Below are 17,174 nucleotides of genomic sequence, written 5' to 3' on the forward strand. Positions count from 1 at the left end.
CTGCTGGCGCGGCAGCCGGGCCTGCGCCTGCCCAGCGGCTGGGACGGTTTCGAGATCGCGGTGCGCGCGATCCTGGGCCAGCAGGTCAGCGTCGCCGCCGCGCGCACGCTGGCCACCCGGCTGGCCCACCGCTACGGCCAACCGCTGCCCACGCCCTTAGGCGAAGGCCTGGACGGCTTGTTCCCGACACCGGAGGCGCTGGCCGATGCCGACCTGGCCAGCATCGGCCTGACCCGCAGCCGTGCCGACACCGTGCGCGGCGTGGCCCAGGCGCTGCTCGACGGCCGCGTCGACTTCCATGCCGAGCGCACGCTGGATGACTTCGTCGCACGCTGGGTGGCCCTGCCGGGGATCGGCCCGTGGACGGCGCACTACATCGCCATGCGCGCGCTCGGCCACCCCGACGCCTTCCCCACCGACGACCTGGTGCTGCGCCAGCAGGCGAGCGAAGGCGACACGATCACGGGCAAGGCGTTGGCCGCCCTCGCCGAACACTGGCGGCCCTGGCGCGCCTACGCCGTGATCCACCTGTGGCGCGATGCGGCTTCGAAGGCGGACGCACGCAGACCGGCGCAGGCCAACCGCGCCGCTCGGCACGCACCCAGCGCCCCCGCCGCTCGCATCTCGTCCACCTTGTCCACATCACCCGCACCTTCGCCCACCATCGCCAAGCCGGCCCGGAGAGGCCGCTCCACCGGAGCCACGCCATGATCCGGCACACCACCATCGACAGTCCCGTCGGCCCGTTGCTGCTCGCCGCGGACGACGGCGGCCTGCACACCATCGAGTTCAACGAGTCGCGGCACCGCGTGCGCCGCGGCACGGACTGGCAGGAAGGCGACCACCCGGTCCTGCGCGAAACCGCACGCCAACTCGCCGAGTACTTCGCCGGGACGCGGCGCGCCTTCGACCTGCCGTTGGCGCCGCGCGGCACCGCGTTCCAATGCGACGTGTGGGCAACGCTGGCGACGATCCCGTTCGGCGAGACCATCAGCTATGCGCAGCTGGCCAACCGCGTGGGCAAGCCGACGGCGATGCGCGCGGTGGGCGCGGCCAACGGCCGCAATCCGTTGCCGATCGTGCTGCCCTGCCACCGCGTGATCGGCGCGGACGGCAGCCTGACCGGCTTTGGCGGCGGCCTGCCGACCAAGCGCTTCCTGCTGCAACTGGAGGGTGCGCTGCCGCGCGACGACCTGTTCGCGCCGGCCGCTTAGAATGCGCGGATGACCGATACCCCGACGCCTCCCTGGGATGGCCTGATCCTGGGTGCCGCGCTGGCCACGCTCGACAGCGATACCGGCTACGGCGAAATCACCGACGGCGCGCTGGGCTGGCGCGACGGCGTGCTGACCTTTGTCGGCCCGCGCAACGCGTTGCCCGACAGCCCGGATCGCCTTGCCCGCGAAGTGATCGAGGCCCGCGGCTGGATCACGCCCGGCCTGGTCGACTGCCACACCCACCTGGTGTTCGCCGGCGACCGCGCACGCGAATTTGAACTGCGCCTGCAGGGCGCCAGCTACGAGGCCATCGCCCGTGCCGGCGGCGGCATCCTGTCCACCGTGCGCGCCACCCGCGAAGCCAGCGAGGACGAACTGCTGCGGCAGTCGCTGCCCCGCGCCCGCGCATTGCTGGCCGATGGCGCCACCACGCTGGAGATCAAATCCGGCTACGGCTTGGACTTCGACAGCGAGCGCAAGATGCTGCGCGTGGCCCGCCGCGTGGGCGAGGTACTGGGCGTCACCGTGCGCACCACCTACCTCGCCGCGCACGCGCTGCCACCGGAATACAAGGAACGTGCCGACGACTACATCGACGCCGCCTGCGACTGGCTGCCACGCTTGCATGCCGAAGGCCTGGTCGATGCGGTGGACGCCTTCTGCGAAGGCATCGGCTTCACCCCGGCGCAGACCCGCCGCATGTTCGAGGCGGCGCGCGCGCTGGGCCTGCCGGTCAAGCTGCATGCCGACCAGTTGAGCGACCTGGGCGGCGCGGCGCTGGCGGCCGAGTTCTCCGGCCTCTCGGCTGACCACGTGGAGTACACCAGCGAGGATTCCGTGCGGGCGATGGCCGCGCACGGCACCGTCGCGGTGCTGCTGCCGGGCGCGTTCCACGTGCTGCGCGAGACGAAGCTGCCGCCGCTGGACGCGTTCCGGGTCCACGGCGTGCCAATGGCCGTCGCCACCGACTGCAACCCGGGTACCTCGCCACTGCTGTCGATGCGCCAGGCCATGCAGCTGGCGTGCACCCACTTCCGATTGACGCCCGAGGAGGCCCTGCGCGGCGCCACCGTGCATGCCGCGCACGCGCTGGGCCTGACCGACCGCGGGGTGTTGCGCGTGGGTGCGCGTGCCGACTTCGTCCAGTGGCAGGTGGGGCATCCGGCCGAGCTGTGCTACTGGCTGGGCGGTCGCCTTGCCGACGCGGTCTACGCGGGTGGTCGGCGCATCAGCTGACGCCCGGCCGGGCCGGCTCACGCCGCCGGCCATCGGGGCCCCGCGGTTTCGCAGCCGATCCGCAGGGCCAGATGCCGCCCACAAAAAAGCCCCGCATGGCGGGGCTTTTTGTCAACGCCGCGAGGCGCTTACTCCTTGGAGGCAGCCTTCTTGGCCACGACCTTCTTGGCCGGAGCCTTGGCCACGGTCTTGGTCGCCTTCTTCGCGACCGGCGAAGCGGCGCTGCCGGTCGCCTTGGTCACGGCCTTGGCCGCACGGGCGTTGCCGTAGCTGGAGTTGTAGCGCTTGCCCTTGGCGGTCTTGCGGTCGCCCTTACCCATGGTCGTGCTCCTGAACTAGTACAGATAAACAATGGAAATAGATGCCGCGCCCGGACGTCCTGCCCGGTCACCGGCACCGAATCGGGATCGCGGCGGTCGCGCGCGAGGCCGCAAAGCCTAGCACAAGCGGCCCCTTGGCCGCCTCAATGCGCGCACTGGGCGTCGTGCACGTGCCCGTGGTTCAGGCGCAGGTTGGCCAGGTGCGCCAGCCCCACCAGCGTGCCGCCCAGGGTCATCGCCACCGCGTGCGGCACCAGCGAGTGATGCAGCGGGGCGTACAGCACGCCCGTCCACAGCACCACCAGCCCCGGCGCCAGCAGCGAGATCGCGCGGATGGCGTGGTGCCGGCGGTAGCCCCAGACGATGCTGAAAAGCCCCAGCAGCGTGGCAAACACCACGAACGCCGCCTCGAAGGCGTCGCTGTTGAGGCTGGCCAGTCCCAGCGACGGCAGCAGGGCGATGACCACCGGAATCAGCGCGCAGTGCGCCGCGCACACCAGCGAACCCATGGCGCCGAGGCGGTCCAGCAGACGTCGAGTGGGGTGAACGGGCATGTCCGTGACTTCCGGGAGGGTGAATCCACAATTGCAATACTATAACATTCTGGGCAATTGGCCACATGGAACGCCACCGCCGCATGAACTGCCTTCGTCTGCCAGCCCGCCTGCCCGCCCGTCTGCCGCTGGCCATCGCCCTCGCCCTCACCCTGCCCGCAGTCCACGCCGCCGCGCCCCAGCAGTCGCAGGCCGAGCAGGAGCACGAGCATGACGCCGTCGACCTGGATGCGGTGGTGGTGAAGGCTACGCCGCTGGCCGGCACCGCCGAGGACCTCACCCGCCCGGTGGAGGTGCTGACCGGGGAGAAGTTGGACGAGGCCAAGGCCAACTCGCTGGGCGAGACCGTGAACAAGCTGCCGGGCGTGCAGTCCTCCTACTTCGGGCCTGGCGTGGGCCGCCCGATCATCCGCGGGTTCGACGGCGCGCGCGTGCAGGTGGTCAGTGACGGCCTCGGCAGCGGCGACGTGTCCACGGTCAGCGTGGACCACGCGGTCAGCATCGAGCCGTTCCTGGCCGACCAGATCGAAGTGCTCAAGGGCCCCGCCACCTTGCTGTATGGCAGCGGCGCCATCGGCGGTGCGGTGAACGTGGTCGACGGCCGCGTACCCACCGCCGCCACCGCGCAGCCGCTGCAGGGCCGCGCCGAGCTGCGCACCGGCAGCGTCAACGACGAGAAGACCGGCATGGTGCGCCTGGACGGCACGTCGGCCTCGGGGCACATGGTCTTCCATTTCGACGCCCTGCATCGCGAGACCGGCGACTACGACATCCCCGGCCACGCGGAAAGCGCGCGGCTGATGGCCGAACACGGCGAGCAGCCCGACCCCGCCGACGAAGGCCTGATGCCCAACAGCTTCGTGCGCACCGACAGCGGTGCGCTGGGCGTGTCGTGGGTGGGCGCGCGCGGTTTCGTGGGCATGGGCTACAGCCTGTTCAACTCGCGCTATGGCATCCCCGGCGGCGGCCACGCCCACGGCGGTGAGGCAGGAGAGGAAGGCGACGCCCACGGCGACGGCGTCAACATCGGCATGGACCAGCGCCGCACCGAGCTGCGTGCGGGCCTCGACGAGGTCGGGCCGTTCCAGTCGCTGCGTGCCAAGGTCGCCCGCACCGAGTACACCCACACCGAGTACGAGGGTGATGCCGTCGGAACGGTGTTCGACAACGACAGCACCGAGGCGCGCTTCGAACTGGTCCACCGGCCGCTGGCCGGCTGGAACGGTGCGCTGGGCCTGCAATGGGGACAGCGCGAATTCGTCGCCATCGGCGACGAGGCATTCGTACCCGGTTCCACGTCGCGTGATGCCGGCTTGTTCTGGATCGGCCAGCGTGATGTCGGCCCGCTCAAGCTGGAAGTCGGCGCACGCCACGACCGCAACCGCGTGGACGTGGACGATGCCGTGGCCATCGGCCCGGATCGCGAGTTCGACACCACCAGCCTGTCCGCGGGACTGAAGTGGGAGCCGATTGATCCGGTCCACGTGATGTTCGGGCTTGATCGCGCGCAGCGCGCGCCCTCTGCCGAGGAGCTTTACTCCAGCGGTCTGCACGTGGCCACCGCCAGCTTCGAGATGGGCTCACCGACGCTGGACGTGGAAACCGCCAACCGCGCGGAACTGGGCATCCACTGGCACCAGGGCCCGTTCAAGGCCAGCGTATCGGTGTACCACGTGCGCTTCGACGACTACATCTACCTGGCGGACACCGGCCTCGTTGAACACGAGGTCCCGGTCCGCCTGTGGACGCAGGGCGACGCCCGTTTCAACGGGGCCGAAGCCGAGGCGAGTTGGGCGTTCGCCGACAACGCCAGCGGCCAGTGGGACCTGCGTGTGTTCGGCGACGTGGTTCGCGCCACGTTGGCCGGTCACGACACCCGCGAGGTGGCTTTCCCCCTGGAACACGAAGGCGAGTTGGAAACGCTGGTGGCCGAACTGCCGCGGGGGGGCAACCTGCCCCGCATCGCGCCGTCGCGCGCCGGCGCCGAGTTGCGTTGGGAGCGCGGCCCGTGGCGCGCCTCGCTGGGCGCGGTGCGCTACGCCAAGCAGGACCGCGTGGCCGCGCACGAACTGCCCACCGACGGCTACACGCTGGTCGACGCGCACGTGGCCTGGCACCTGGACACCGCCGCCGGCAACGGTCTGGAGCTCTTCGTCGACGGCAGCAACCTGCTCGACGAGGAGGCCCGCCCGCACACCTCGTTCCTGAAGGAAATGGCCCCATTGTCGGGGCGTGGCGTGGTGGTGGGCGTGCGCGCGTTCTTCTGACGGCGCGCGCCCCGCCTTGCCGTAACCGGCACGCCATCCTGCGAGGCCCGCCCCACGGCGGGCCTTCGTCGTTGCGCCCACCCGCCGTACCTCGCGACGATGGTGGTGTTTACCGCCGCGCGAACGCCGGTGTATCAACGACAGGATGACCCACACCGCTCACGCACCCCGCTATTGGCCCCTCGTCCTTGCGGCGACCGCCACGCTATTGGTGACCATGGGCATCCGGCAGTCGCTGGGGCTGCTGGTGGCGCCGCTGGGCCGTGATACCGGCCTCGGCATCGCCGAGATCAGCTTTGCGCTCGCGGTGGGCCAGCTGATGTGGGGCGCGTCGCAACCGCTGTTCGGCATCGTCGCCGACCAGCACGGGCCCGGACGGGTGCTGGTGGCCGGCAGCCTGTTGCTGGTGGTGGGGTTGCTGCTGGCCCCTGCGCTGCCCAGCGGCTGGGGCCTGTTGTTGACCTTGGGGGTGATGGCCTCGGCCGGTGCGGGCGCGGGCAGCTTCTCCATCCTGATCGGCGCCACGGCGCAACACATTCCCGCGCGGAAGCGCTCGATGACCGCGGGGATGATCAATGCCGGCGGATCCCTCGGGCAGTTCCTGTTCGCGCCCTTCGTGCAGGCGGTGATTGCCGCCGCAGGATGGGCAGCCGCGCTGTGGGCGCTCGCCGCCACCGCGCTGGCCACGCTGCCGCTGGCATGGCCCCTGCGACGGCGGAAGGCCGCCACTCCCGCGACTACTCCCGGAACCGACGGTGGCGCCGTCGCCGCACTCGGACTGCGCGAGCAGTTGCGCATCGCCGCGCGCGACCACAGCTACTGGTACCTGCACCTGGGCTTCTTCACCTGCGGCGTGCACGTGGCATTCCTCGTCACCCACCTGCCCACCGAGATCGCAATGTGCGGGCTGTCGGCAAACGTATCGGCACTGAGCCTGGCGTTGATCGGCCTGTTCAACATCGGCGGCAGCCTGGTCGCGGGTTGGCTAGGCCAGCACTACCGCATGAAGTACATCCTCGCGGCCATGTACGCCAGCCGCACGCTGCTGATTGCCGTGTACCTGCTCTCGCCACCGACACCGATGACGTTTTTCCTGTTCTCGGCCGGACTGGGGCTGACCTGGCTTGCCACGGTCCCGCCCACCGCGGGGCTCATCACCAAGCTGTTCGGACCGCGCTACCTGGGAACGCTCTTCGGGCTCACCCTGCTATCGCACCAGATCGGTGGTTTCTTTGGCGCCTGGGTGGGCGGTTTGGTGATGGAACGTTTCGGCGACTACACCTGGATGTGGTACGCCGACATGGCCCTCGCGCTGGGGGCGGCCATCATCAACCTGCCCATCCGCGAGCGTCCCTTGGGGCTGGAAGCCGCGCCGGCGTGAGACCCGCCCGCGCGGGTGCGTGCAACACACCCGCGGCGAACTAGACTGGTCCCAATCCATGCCGAGGACCCGGCCATGAGCGAACAGATCCGGCACCTAGCCCAGTCACTGCTGGAGCATGGCCGCAACGAGCTCACCGAGATCGAACGCGACTTGCTGGTGCGGCTCTCGCACCGCAAGCCCATCGCCCGCGACCCACACGCGGACTACGAAGAGGGGCTGACGTTCGGCCAGCGACTCGCGGACCGGATCGCGAAGTTCGGCGGCTCATGGAGCTTCATCCTGCTGTTCGCGCTGGTGCTGGTGACGTGGGTGGTATTGAACACGGTGGTGGTGCTGCGCCACCCGTTCGATCCCTACCCTTTCATCTTCCTCAACCTGATCCTGTCGATGCTGGCAGCGGTGCAGGCGCCGGTGATCATGATGTCGCAGAACCGGCAGGCCGAAAAAGACCGCGTCACGGCCGCGCACGACTACGAGGTCAACCTGAAGGCGGAGCTGGAGATCATGTCGCTGCACGAGAAGCTGGATCGCATGCGCGACGAGCAGTTGGCCGCGATGCTCGCCGAGCAGCAACGGCAGCTGGCGATGATCGAGCGGTTGCTGCAGGAGCGCGAAGCGCGGGGTTAGCGCGCCTGCACGGGCACGAGTGCGGCAAACGCACGGGTGGCAATCCCGCCCCCCGCAATCGCCACACGTATCGCTTGGATCAGTCGATTGCCTTGCTGGCGGCTGCGCATTGGGCACACACGCCATGCACTTCCAGCGTCTGGCTGCGTGGCGTGAAACCCAATGCCCGCGCACGGGTGTCGAGGGTCTGCACGATGCGCTCGTCCTCCAGCTCCGTCGCGCTCTGGCACTGGTCGCAGATCAGGAACGGCACCGCGTGCGCGGGCGCACCCGGATGGTGGCAGGCGACGAAGGCGTTGATCGAGGCGAGCTTGTGGATAAAGCCGTGCTCGAGCAGGAAATCGAGCGCGCGGTACACCGTCGGCGGTGCGGCCGCGTCATGGGTCTGCTTCATCAGATCGAGCAGGTCATAAGCCTTCATCGGCCTGCCCGAGTCGGCAATCAGGCGCAGTGCGCTGGCCCGCAGCGGCGTGAGCCGCAGCCCACGCGACTCGCACGCCCGCTCCACCTCCGCCACGTAGGCATCGCCATCGTGGACGTGGTGTTGCGGGTCGGTGCAGGCGTGGGAGTGGCTCATGCCCCTGATTTAGGCGCTCGCCGGCAGCTTTGCAAGCGCGGCGTCGATGCGCTTCACCGCCTCGGCCTGGCCGGCCAGGTACACGGTGTGCGAGATGTCCGGGCTGACCTGGGTGCCGGTGATCGCCACGCGCATCGGCTGGGCCACCTTGCCCATGCCCAGTCCGCAGGCTTCTGCGGCCTCGTGCAGCGCGGCAGCCACGGCTTCGGCGGTCCATGCCGGCAACGCAGCGAGGCGCGCGCGCGCGTCGGCCAGCGGCGCCTGCGCGGCGGCAGTCAGGTGCTTGGCCACGGCCGCGTCGTCGTACTCGGTCAGCGGCTGGAACCACACCGCCGCGCGCTCCGCCATGTCCTTCAGCGTCTGCACGCGGTCGCGCAGCGCAATGACGATGTCGGCCGGCGCGGGGCCGCGCGCCAGGTCGTAACCCTGCGCCTTGAGGTGCCATTCCAGGTGCTTGGCCACGGCCTCGGGCGCATCGGCCTTGAGGTACTGCTGGTTGAGCCAACCCAGCTTGGCCGGGTCGAGGCGCGACGCCTTCGAGTTGACGTCCTTCAGGTCGAACAGGCGCGTCATCTCCTCAATGGAGAACACTTCCTGGTCACCGTGCGACCAACCCAGCCGCACCAGGTAGTTCAGCAGCGCGTGCGGCAGGTAGCCCATGTCGCGGTACTGCATCACGTCGGCGGCACCGGTGCGCTTGGACAGCTTGGCGCCTTCCGGGTCCAGGATCATCGGCAGGTGCGCGAAATGCGGCACCGGCGCGCCCAGCGCCTCGTACAGATTGATCTGACGCGGGGTGTTGTTGATGTGGTCGTCGCCACGCACGACGTCGGTGATCTGCATGTCCAGATCGTCGACGACGACGGCGAAGTTGTAGGTCGGGTAGCCGTCCGGGCGGAAGATCACCAGGTCGTCGAGCTCGCTGTTGGCGATCTCGATGCGGCCCTTCACCTTGTCGTCCCACGCCACCACGCCATCGAGCGGATTCTTGAAGCGGATGACGCGGTTGGGGTCGTCGCGGTACGGCGCGTTCTGTTCGCGGTAGGCGCCGTTGTAGCGCGGCTTGTCGCCCTTGGCCATGGCGGCCTCGCGCATCACGTCCAGTTCGTCCTTCGACTCGTAGGCGTAGTACGCCTTGCCAGCGGCGATCAGATGCTCCGCCACTTCCTTGTAACGGGCGACCCGGTGGGTCTGGTAGATCGGGCCTTCGTCATAGTCCAGCCCCAGCCAGTCCATCGCCAGCAGGATGGCGTCGATGGCCTCCTGCGTGCTGCGCTCGCGGTCGGTGTCCTCGATGCGCAGGACGAACTCGCCGCCGCGGCGGCGCGCCTCCAGCCAGCAGTACAGCGCGGTGCGGGCACCGCCGATGTGCAGGTATCCGGTGGGGCTGGGAGCGAAGCGGGTGCGGCAGGTCATGCGGGGGCGACTCGGGCGGAAAGGCGTCATTTTACCCGCAGTTGGCGGCGAACCCCCGCACCGCCCACGGGCGCTGGCCGACCTCGGCTCTGCTCCCCGGCACCGGCCACGCCAGCCGGTGCCCCCAACGGTAGCCGGTGGTTGCGCACACGACGCCGGCAGCACGAGCTTCTACAATCTGCCGATGACCACGCTGTTCATCTCCGACCTGCACCTGGATGCCGAGCGCCCGGCCGTCACCGAACTGTTCCTGCGCTTCCTGCGCGAGGAGGCGACACGGGCCGACGCGTTGTACATCCTCGGCGACCTGTTCGAGGCCTGGGTGGGCGACGACGACCCGTCGGATGTCGGAGCGGCGGTGGCCACGGGCACGCGCGCGCTGCGCGAGGCGGGAGTGCCGGTGTACTTCATGCGCGGCAACCGCGATTTCCTGCTGGGCGCCGACTACGCGCGTCGCGCCGGGATGACGCTGCTGCCCGACCCGGCGGTGGTGGTGCTGTACGGCAAGCCCACCCTGCTGATGCACGGCGACCTGCTGTGCACCGACGACACCGCCTACCAGGCCTTCCGTGCGCAGACCCGCAACCCGGAGTGGCAGCGCCAGTTCCTGTCGCAGCCGCTGGCGGCCCGCCTCGCTTTCGCCCAACAGGCGCGCGCGGCGAGCAAGGCGCACCAGGCGGGCATGCAGGGCGGCATGGAAACCATCACCGACGTCGCACCGACCACGGTGGAGGCCACGCTGGCGCGCTACGGCGTGGACACGCTGATCCACGGCCACACCCATCGCCCGGCGGTGCATGCGCTGCAGGCTGGCGGGCGCGAGCGCCGCCGCGTGGTGCTGGGCGACTGGTACGACCAGGGCTCGGTGCTGCGGGTCGACGCCAGCGGCATGGAACTGGCCGCGCTGGCCTGAATCACGGCCCGCGGCTGGCGCACCCCTGCAGGGTCTGCCCGCCGTAGCGGAACGTGGCGGTGAACTCGAACGACTCGTCGGACATGGTGTCCTGGCACGGGCGGCGTTCGATATCGAGGGTGAACGCGCCGCCGTCGTCCTGACCGCTGAACGTCACGCCCGTGGCGTGGTTCTGGCGCTGCGCCTGCAGCACCTTGCCCGGCAGCAGTTCCGGCGTGGCGTAGGTCAGGGTGGTGCCTTCGACCTGCACGGACCAGAACGGCTCGTTGCCGCGCGCCTTGAAGGTGGCGGCCGTTTCGTCGGCCTCCGGACCGGTCGGACCGGGTGCACTGCCATCGGCAGCGGGCTGTGGCACTTCTTCGGCCGGCGGTGCCGACACCGCGTCACCGTAGGGGCCCGCGGCAGGAGCCGACGCATCGGCCGCCTCCTTGGAACAGGCCAGCAAGCCCAGGCTGACGGCCAGCAGCACGGCGATGGTTCGCATGGAAATGCCCACGGAAAGGGTGTGACTCATCTTACCCATGCCGCACCGCGCCCGCGCAGGCATGCGGGCATGCAGGCGCGAACGCGGCCACCGTTATGTTCAATCGACCTTGAGTTCCGCCAGCGGGATCTCGCGTCGCAACAACGCCTTGCCTTCGGCATCGCGCAGGTTCAGTGCGAGCCGACGCTGTTCCCAGTCGATCTCGACCAGGCCGAAGTTGGCCTGGCGGAACAAGGAACCGCCTTCGCGCAACGCATTGGGCACCGGCACGTGCCACACCTGGGTCAGGCCGCTGCTGGTCAGGTCGTACATCGGATACGGCACGTTGCCCTCCAGCCGCGAAAGCTCGCCGTAGTGAGTGTCACCACTGAGCAGCACCACACCGTTGGCACGGGTGTCGCGGATCATCCGGAACAGGCGCTGCTGGTCGTGCGGGTAGTTGACCCACGCCTCCCAGCCGGGGAAGTCGGCCAACACCTGCAGGCTGGAGCCAATCAGGCGCACGTCGGCCGGCTGGCGGAGTTGTTCCTCCAGCCACGCCCACTGCTTCTCGCCAAGCATGGTCGCGGCGGGATCGGGCTCGCGAACGTAGGGACCCGGCACTTCGCGGCCGGCATCGCCTTCGCGCTTGGCCCACGACCGGTAGGCAGCCTCGTCCTTGAGGAACGGCGAGGTGCGGATGGGCGTGCGGTTGTAACGCAGGTCCAGCAGGATCACCTGCACGCGCCGGCCTTCGGGGCCGAAGGTGTAGCTGTCGTAAACGCCGTCGCGCGCACGGCGCGGCGACTCCGCCGGCTCGCCCCAGAAGTCCAGGAAGATCTGCCGGCTCTGCTCCTTCATCGGGTAGTCGCCGCCGGCGTCGTTCTCGCCGAAGTCGTGATCGTCCCAGGTTGCCACTACCGGCGTGGTGGTGCGCAGGCGGTGGAAGCCGTCGATGGTGGCCAGCTTGCGGTACTTGGCCTGCAACACCGCCATGTCGCGCGTATCGCCGTAGACATTGTCGCCAAGGAACACGAACAGCTCCGGCTGCGCGGCCAGCACCGCATCCCAGATCGGCTGCGGCAGCGACTCCTTGGAGCATGAACCGAAGGCGATGCGGGTCATCGCCGCGTCGGCGACGGGCCAAGGGGCGGTTTCATTGGCGCCAGCCGTGGCCATGGCCGTGGACGACGACATCGCCACCACGTCCGGGCCGGGTCGCGTGGCAGCCACCGCATGGGAACTACCGGTCGCGACAACTGGGGCAGCAGCGATCGGGACAGCGGTGGCGGTGGCAACAAACGGAAGCGCACATGCCGCCAGCGTCAGCATGGCGGCCCATTGCATGATTCGCATGTGATCTCTCCAGCGGTGCCCGGGCCACACCGGCCCGGACACCTGCAACGTGGGTCAGAAGCGGATGTCGGCGGTCAGGAACACCTGCCGCGGCGCGCCAGCCTGCAGCGTGTAGTTCAGGCCGGTCGGATCCGAGGTGACGAAGCCGTTGGTGCCGAGGCTGGAGAAGTACTCCTTGTCGAACAGGTTGGTCACGTTCAGCTGCAGCTTGAGCGACTCCGCCCACGACAACCCCGTCCACTGATACGACGCCGACGCATCGGCCACCCAGAAATCATCGACCTTGGAGTCGTTGAGGTAGGTGAGGTAGCGCTCGTCGGTGTACTTGGCGCCCAGCTGCGCCTCGAAGCCGCCCTGCGCCCAGCGCAGCTCGGTGGCGAACAGGCGTTCCGGTGCGTCCACCACCTGCTTGCCCTTGGCCGGGATCACGTTGACGCCATCCACGTAATCCGAGGCGTACTCGGACTGGTTGAACGACAGCGAGTTGTACCAGGTGAATGCCGAAGTCGGGTTCCACTGCGCCACCAGCTCGGCACCACGCGTCTCCACGTCGCCGACATTGGCGAACGACGCCGCGCAGCCCACGATGCCGGCGCAGCGGGCGATGGCCAGCAGGCGGTTCTCGAAGTCCACTCGGTACAGCGCCACCGAGGCCTGGAACGCATCGCGGCTGGTGCGCAGGCCGGCCTCGATGGTGCGCGAGGTTTCCGGCTCCAGATCGGCCACGGCTGCGTCAAACGCCGCCTGCGAGGTGGAGTGCGGCCCGTTCACGCCGCTGCGGAACGCCGACATGTTTTCGCTGTACGAACCGAACAGCTCCTCGTTGGCGGTGAAGCGCCAGCGCGCGCCGACCTGCGGCAGGAAGTTGTCCTCGGCCTCCAGCTTGCCGCCGGCGCGGCTGCCGATCAGGCGCTTGCCGTCTATCTCCACGCGCGTGCCCTTGAAGCCCGCGTCCACGGCGAAGTCGCCATCGGCGAACTCCATGTGGTCCATCACGTAGTACTGGCGGGTGTCGGTATCGAAGCGCTGGCGGAACACGCGGATGTCCGGCTGGCGCAGGAAGTGCAGGCCGTCCGGCGGACTGTCGGGCGGCACGAAGTAGTGGTTGCGCTGCACGCCGTGGGCGTTCTTCTCCAGCCACAGGCCGGCCTCGAGGCGGTGCGCGCCCAGGTCGAAGGCCACGGTCGGCATGACGCCGGTGCGCTCGATGTCGTACTCGGTGGTGCGCACCGAGATCGGCACATTTGGCGACGGCACGTACGGCGTGGCCCAGTGGCCCTGACCTTCGTTGCGGTGGTAGTAGGTGGTGGCACCCAGCGTCACCCGCTCGCTGGCCTGCCATTCAGCGCTGACATAGGCCAGGTCGTCGTCGCGCACGCCGCGGGCGATGTAGTACGCGTCGTCGATGCTGTCCACGCCGGCGTTCTGTTGCAGGCACGCCTTCTGCGCGGCGGCATCGGCCTTGTAGGCCTGGTAGCAGTTGGCCGCGTCGATGGCGCGCTGCCAGTCATAGGCAAAGTTGTCCCAGTCCATGCCCAGGCGCTTGGCAGACTGCAGCGACAGGTCGGCGTAGTCGGTTTCGCGGCGGCGCGAGGTCGCCACGTAGCCTTTCAGGGTCAGGCTGTCGGTGGCGTACACCGCCTTGGCGTTGACCTGGGCGTTACGCTGCGGGCCATCGCCCTTCCACTTGTCGGCATCGTGGAAGCTGCCGCTGAGGTAGGCGCTGAAGCCGCCGTGGTCGCCGGTATCCAGGCGGCCATAGGTGCGGGTGGTGCCGTTGCTGCCCAGCGTCTGCGCGATGCGCACGCCGTACTCGGTGGACGGGTCGGCGGTGAAGAAGCGCAGCGTACCGCCCAGGTTGCCGGTGGATGCGGTGTCGATGGCGCCGCTGCCCTGCGACAGCTCGGCCGCCGACAGGTTCTCGCTGATCGTGGCGCGGCCGATGCTCAGGCCGTTGTGGTTGCCGTAGCTCATGTCGCCCAGCGGCACGCCGTCCAGGGTGAAACCGAGCTGCTGCTGCGAAAAGCCGCGGATGCTCAGCTTGCTCGACCACTCGTAGTTGCCCCACGGGTCGGAACTCTGGAAGTTGACGCCCGGCAGCTTGGCCATCGCCTTCAGCGGGCTGGTGCCGGCAGCGGCGCGCTCAAGCTCCACCGCGCCGATCGACTGCACCTGGCGGGTCTGCCCCGTACCCACCACCGAGATCGTGTCCAGCGTGGTGGCGTCGTCGCCTGCGGCGGTGGCGCCGGCCGCGCCGGCAAGGGTCTGGGCTTCGTTGCTGACCGCTTCCGCGTTCGCCATCCCGGCGTGCAGGCACAGCAGGATCGAGGCGGCGAGGATCGTCGTCTTCGTCGTCATGTTCAGGAGTTCCATCAGAGGCCGCCACGTGAGTGGTTCGCCCTACGGCGGCGTACAGAGCGAAGCGCCGCAGCTTGAACACATCGGATGAAAGCGATGTGTCAGCGATCTTGCAGAACGCTGAAAATGCAAACATGCGCGGCCAACGCAGCAAAGCAGCCGCACCCTGCCCTGCACGCCGATGAGGGCCGCGGATCAGCCCGCGTACTGGCTCAGTGCGGCCAGTTCGTCCTCGTCAAAACCGGCCGCGGCGCGCGCTTCAATGTTGAAGGGGCCATACAGCACCGCGCGCGCGTATTCGGCCAGCAACGCCCGGAACGTGCTGCGCGGTTCCACGCCCACGCGCTCGCAATACCAGCGGAACCAGCGCGAGCCAGCGGCAACGTGGGCCACTTCCTCGCGCAGGATCACCTCGAGGATGGCGACCGTGTCCGCATCGCCCATCGCGCGCAGCTTCACGATCATCCCCGGCGTCACGTCCAGGCCACGCGCCTCCAGCACCCGCGGCACCAGCGCCATGCGCGCCAGGCCGTCGTGCGCGGTCTTCTCCGCCATTTCCCACAAGCCATTGTGGGCGTCGAAGTCACCGTAGTCGTGGCCCAGTTGCTGCAACCGCGCACGCAACAATTCGAAGTGCCGCGCCTCGTCGCGCGCCACCTCTACCCAGTCCGCGTAGAACTCACGTGGCAATCCACGGAAGCGGTACACCGCATCCCACGCCAGGTCGATGGCGTTGAACTCGATGTGCGCGATGGCGTGCACGAACGCCGCACGCCCCTCGGGCGTGCCCAGGCCGCGCTTCGGCAGATCGCGCGGATGCACCAGCAACGGCCGCTCCGGCCGCCCCGGCATGCGAATCGCCCCAGGCGCCGGTGCGTCCTCCGGAATCGCCAACTCATCGCGCTCAAACGACTCGGCCGCCGCGAACGTGGCCGCCACCTTCCCCTCGGGAGAGGCGGCGTCCAGGCATGCGCGCGCGGCGTCAAACAGGTTCAAGCCGAGCGCCGAACCTTCTTCGCCTCATCCGACCGCATCTGCTTGATGCGCTCGAAATACCCTTCCTCGATCCCGGTCACGTACTCCCCGTTGAAGCACGACGAGTCGAAGCTCTCGATCCGGTGCTTCGGCCCCGACACCGAGGTCTCCAGCGCATCCAGGTCCTGGTAGATCAGCCAATCGCAACCCAGCAGCTTCTGCACCTCTTCCTCGGTGCGGTTGTGCGCCACCAGCTCCTCGGCCGACGGCATGTCGATGCCGTAGATGTTGGGATAGCGCACCGGCGGCGCCGCCGAGGCCAGGTACACCTTGCGCGCACCGGCATCCCGGGCCATCTGCACGATCTGCTGCGACGTGGTGCCGCGCACGATCGAGTCGTCCACCAGCAGCACCACGCGGTTGCGGAACTCCAGCGGAATCGGGTTGAGCTTGCGGCGCACCGACTTCGCGCGCTGGCCCTGCCCCGGCATGATGAAGGTGCGGCCCACGTAACGGTTCTTGATGAACCCCTCGCGGTACTTCACGCCGATGGTGTTGGCTATTTCCAGCGCGGCATCACGCGAGGTGTCCGGGATCGGGATCACCGTGTCGATGTCGTGGTCGGGCATCAGGCGCAGGATCTTCTCGCCCAGCGCCTGGCCCATGCGCATGCGCGCCTTGTGCACCGACACGTCGTCCATCATCGAGTCCGGACGGGCAAAGTACACGTACTCGAAAATGCACGGCGCGAACTTGCCCGGCTCGGCGCACTGACGGGTATGCAGCTGGCCTTCGGTGGTGATCACCACGCCTTCACCCGGGCGCACGTCGCGCACGCGCTCGAAGCCGATCAGGTCCAGCGCCACCGACTCGGAGGCAACCGCGTACTCGTCGCGGCCGTTGACCACGCGCTTGCCCAGTACCAGCGGGCGGATGCCGTTGGGGTCGCGGAACGCCACCAGGCCCAGGCCCAGCACGGTCAGCACCACCGCATAGCCGCCCACGCAGCGCCGGGTCACGCCTTCCACCGCCTTGAATGCGGCTTCCGGCGTCAGCGCATTCTGTCCGTCCAGCTCGTGGGCAAAGACGTTGAGCAACACCTCCGAGTCGGACTCGGTGTTGACGTTGCGCCGGTCCTCCTCGAAGACCTCGCGGCGCAGCTTTTCGGTGTTGATCAGGTTGCCGTTGTGCGCCAGCGCGATGCCGAACGGCGAGTTGACGTAAAACGGCTGCGCCTCGTCCGAGCCTTCGCTGCCGGCGGTCGGGTAGCGGCAATGGCCGATGCCCATGTGCCCCTGCAACAGGCCCATGGCGTTTTCGTTGAACACGTCGCTGACCAGGCCATTGCCCTTGTGCACGCGCAGCTTGCGCCCGTCCGCGGTGGCAATGCCCGCCGCATCCTGGCCGCGGTGCTGCAGCACCGTCAGTCCGTCATAGAGCTGGGCCGCGACGTCGTTCTGGCCGACGATACCGATGATGCCGCACATGGGAAGTAATCCTGCTGATCTGGA

The 17,174-nt window shown here is 68.9% G+C and carries 16 protein-coding genes; 7 read left to right on the forward strand and 9 right to left on the reverse strand.

The window, feature by feature from the left end; translation table 11 throughout:
- From N800_RS09750 to hutI, 3 genes are all read left to right on the forward strand, one after another.
- Positions 1-711 (forward strand): DNA-3-methyladenine glycosylase family protein (locus N800_RS09750; RefSeq protein ID WP_198032517.1); only part of this gene is annotated, 711 nt, incomplete at its 5' end.
- A complete protein-coding gene (locus N800_RS09755) occupies positions 708-1,214 on the forward strand; it encodes a methylated-DNA--[protein]-cysteine S-methyltransferase (protein ID WP_036137727.1) in 507 nt (168 codons plus the stop codon). The genes N800_RS09750 and N800_RS09755, both read left to right, overlap by 4 nt.
- 9 nt (positions 1,215-1,223) lie before the next feature.
- The gene (gene hutI / locus N800_RS09760) at positions 1,224-2,453 is read left to right on the forward strand and encodes an imidazolonepropionase (protein ID WP_036137730.1); all 1,230 of its coding nucleotides are present in this window, start codon (positions 1,224-1,226) and stop codon (positions 2,451-2,453) included.
- Positions 2,454-2,581: 128 nt separating this feature from the next.
- On the opposite strand, the gene N800_RS09765 is transcribed toward hutI, so the two are convergent.
- Both N800_RS09765 and N800_RS09770 read right to left on the reverse strand, forming a co-directional pair.
- Positions 2,582-2,773, reverse strand: coding sequence for a 30S ribosomal protein THX (locus N800_RS09765; protein ID WP_036137733.1), 192 nt, complete (start codon positions 2,771-2,773; stop codon positions 2,582-2,584).
- Positions 2,774-2,916: 143 nt separating this feature from the next.
- Positions 2,917-3,327: a MerC domain-containing protein gene (locus tag N800_RS09770; protein ID WP_036137736.1), complete on the reverse strand. Its 411-nt coding sequence runs from the start codon at positions 3,325-3,327 to the stop codon at positions 2,917-2,919.
- Between the two features lie 83 nt (positions 3,328-3,410).
- Between N800_RS09770 and N800_RS09775 the strand changes: the two genes are divergently transcribed.
- The 3 genes from N800_RS09775 to N800_RS09785 all read left to right on the forward strand — a co-directional run bounded on the left by N800_RS09775 (position 3,411) and on the right by N800_RS09785 (position 7,605).
- On the forward strand, positions 3,411-5,594 hold the full coding sequence (locus N800_RS09775; protein WP_084087470.1) for a TonB-dependent receptor: 2,184 nt from the start codon (positions 3,411-3,413) through the stop codon (positions 5,592-5,594).
- Between the two features lie 145 nt (positions 5,595-5,739).
- On the forward strand, positions 5,740-6,975 hold the full coding sequence (locus N800_RS09780; protein ID WP_036137739.1) for an MFS transporter: 1,236 nt from the start codon (positions 5,740-5,742) through the stop codon (positions 6,973-6,975).
- Between the two features lie 75 nt (positions 6,976-7,050).
- Positions 7,051-7,605 (forward strand): DUF1003 domain-containing protein, encoded by a 555-nt coding sequence (locus N800_RS09785; RefSeq protein ID WP_036137741.1) that lies wholly within the window; start codon positions 7,051-7,053, stop codon positions 7,603-7,605.
- A 79-nt stretch (positions 7,606-7,684) separates the two neighbouring features.
- Here the strand turns inward: N800_RS09785 and N800_RS09790 are convergent, their stop codons facing one another.
- The gene (locus N800_RS09790; protein WP_036137745.1) at positions 7,685-8,182 is read right to left on the reverse strand and encodes a transcriptional repressor; all 498 of its coding nucleotides are present in this window, start codon (positions 8,180-8,182) and stop codon (positions 7,685-7,687) included.
- A gap of 9 nt (positions 8,183-8,191) precedes the next feature.
- Positions 8,192-9,598: a glutamate--tRNA ligase gene (gltX, locus tag N800_RS09795; RefSeq protein ID WP_036137747.1), complete on the reverse strand. Its 1,407-nt coding sequence runs from the start codon at positions 9,596-9,598 to the stop codon at positions 8,192-8,194.
- A gap of 184 nt (positions 9,599-9,782) precedes the next feature.
- Here gltX and lpxH point away from each other — a divergent pair, with 184 nt between their 5' ends.
- Positions 9,783-10,511 (forward strand): UDP-2,3-diacylglucosamine diphosphatase, encoded by a 729-nt coding sequence (gene lpxH / locus N800_RS09800; protein ID WP_036137749.1) that lies wholly within the window; start codon positions 9,783-9,785, stop codon positions 10,509-10,511.
- Position 10,512: 1 nt separating this feature from the next.
- Here the strand turns inward: lpxH and N800_RS15380 are convergent, their stop codons facing one another.
- The 5 genes from N800_RS15380 to purF all read right to left on the reverse strand — a co-directional run bounded on the left by N800_RS15380 (position 10,513) and on the right by purF (position 17,150).
- Positions 10,513-10,995 carry a COG3650 family protein gene (locus N800_RS15380; RefSeq protein WP_052108136.1) on the reverse strand — a complete coding sequence of 161 codons (483 nt, stop codon included), beginning with the start codon at positions 10,993-10,995 and terminating at the stop codon, positions 10,513-10,515.
- A 99-nt stretch (positions 10,996-11,094) separates the two neighbouring features.
- Positions 11,095-12,330: an alkaline phosphatase D family protein gene (locus tag N800_RS09815; protein WP_198032518.1), complete on the reverse strand. Its 1,236-nt coding sequence runs from the start codon at positions 12,328-12,330 to the stop codon at positions 11,095-11,097.
- Positions 12,331-12,384: 54 nt separating this feature from the next.
- Positions 12,385-14,688 carry a TonB-dependent receptor family protein gene (locus tag N800_RS09820; protein WP_156962948.1) on the reverse strand — a complete coding sequence of 768 codons (2,304 nt, stop codon included), beginning with the start codon at positions 14,686-14,688 and terminating at the stop codon, positions 12,385-12,387.
- Positions 14,689-14,883: 195 nt separating this feature from the next.
- Positions 14,884-15,684, reverse strand: coding sequence for a ferritin-like domain-containing protein (locus tag N800_RS09825; protein ID WP_036137754.1), 801 nt, complete (start codon positions 15,682-15,684; stop codon positions 14,884-14,886).
- Positions 15,681-17,150: an amidophosphoribosyltransferase gene (purF, locus tag N800_RS09830; protein ID WP_036137756.1), complete on the reverse strand. Its 1,470-nt coding sequence runs from the start codon at positions 17,148-17,150 to the stop codon at positions 15,681-15,683. Before purF ends, N800_RS09825 begins: the two co-directional genes overlap by 4 nt.
- Between the last annotated feature and the right edge of the window lie 24 nt (positions 17,151-17,174).

It is taken from the genome of Lysobacter daejeonensis GH1-9 (assembly GCF_000768355.1).
Classification (GTDB): domain Bacteria; phylum Pseudomonadota; class Gammaproteobacteria; order Xanthomonadales; family Xanthomonadaceae; genus Aerolutibacter; species Aerolutibacter daejeonensis.

Bases quoted from the DNA above. Each gene is read 5' to 3' on its own strand.
- N800_RS09755 (WP_036137727.1), top strand. From the start codon at position 708: ATGATCCGGCACACCACCATCGACAGTCCCGTCGGCCCGTTGCTGCTC.
- hutI (WP_036137730.1), top strand. From the start codon at position 1,224: ATGACCGATACCCCGACGCCTCCCTGGGATGGCCTGATCCTGGGTGCC.
- N800_RS09765 (WP_036137733.1), bottom strand. From the start codon at position 2,773: ATGGGTAAGGGCGACCGCAAGACCGCCAAGGGCAAGCGCTACAACTCC.
- N800_RS09770 (WP_036137736.1), bottom strand. From the start codon at position 3,327: ATGCCCGTTCACCCCACTCGACGTCTGCTGGACCGCCTCGGCGCCATG.
- N800_RS09775 (WP_084087470.1), top strand. From the start codon at position 3,411: ATGAACTGCCTTCGTCTGCCAGCCCGCCTGCCCGCCCGTCTGCCGCTG.
- N800_RS09780 (WP_036137739.1), top strand. From the start codon at position 5,740: ATGACCCACACCGCTCACGCACCCCGCTATTGGCCCCTCGTCCTTGCG.
- N800_RS09785 (WP_036137741.1), top strand. From the start codon at position 7,051: ATGAGCGAACAGATCCGGCACCTAGCCCAGTCACTGCTGGAGCATGGC.
- N800_RS09790 (WP_036137745.1), bottom strand. From the start codon at position 8,182: ATGAGCCACTCCCACGCCTGCACCGACCCGCAACACCACGTCCACGAT.
- gltX (WP_036137747.1), bottom strand. From the start codon at position 9,598: ATGACCTGCCGCACCCGCTTCGCTCCCAGCCCCACCGGATACCTGCAC.
- lpxH (WP_036137749.1), top strand. From the start codon at position 9,783: ATGACCACGCTGTTCATCTCCGACCTGCACCTGGATGCCGAGCGCCCG.
- N800_RS15380 (WP_052108136.1), bottom strand. From the start codon at position 10,995: ATGCGAACCATCGCCGTGCTGCTGGCCGTCAGCCTGGGCTTGCTGGCC.
- N800_RS09815 (WP_198032518.1), bottom strand. From the start codon at position 12,330: ATGCGAATCATGCAATGGGCCGCCATGCTGACGCTGGCGGCATGTGCG.
- N800_RS09820 (WP_156962948.1), bottom strand. From the start codon at position 14,688: ATGACGACGAAGACGACGATCCTCGCCGCCTCGATCCTGCTGTGCCTG.
- purF (WP_036137756.1), bottom strand. From the start codon at position 17,150: ATGTGCGGCATCATCGGTATCGTCGGCCAGAACGACGTCGCGGCCCAG.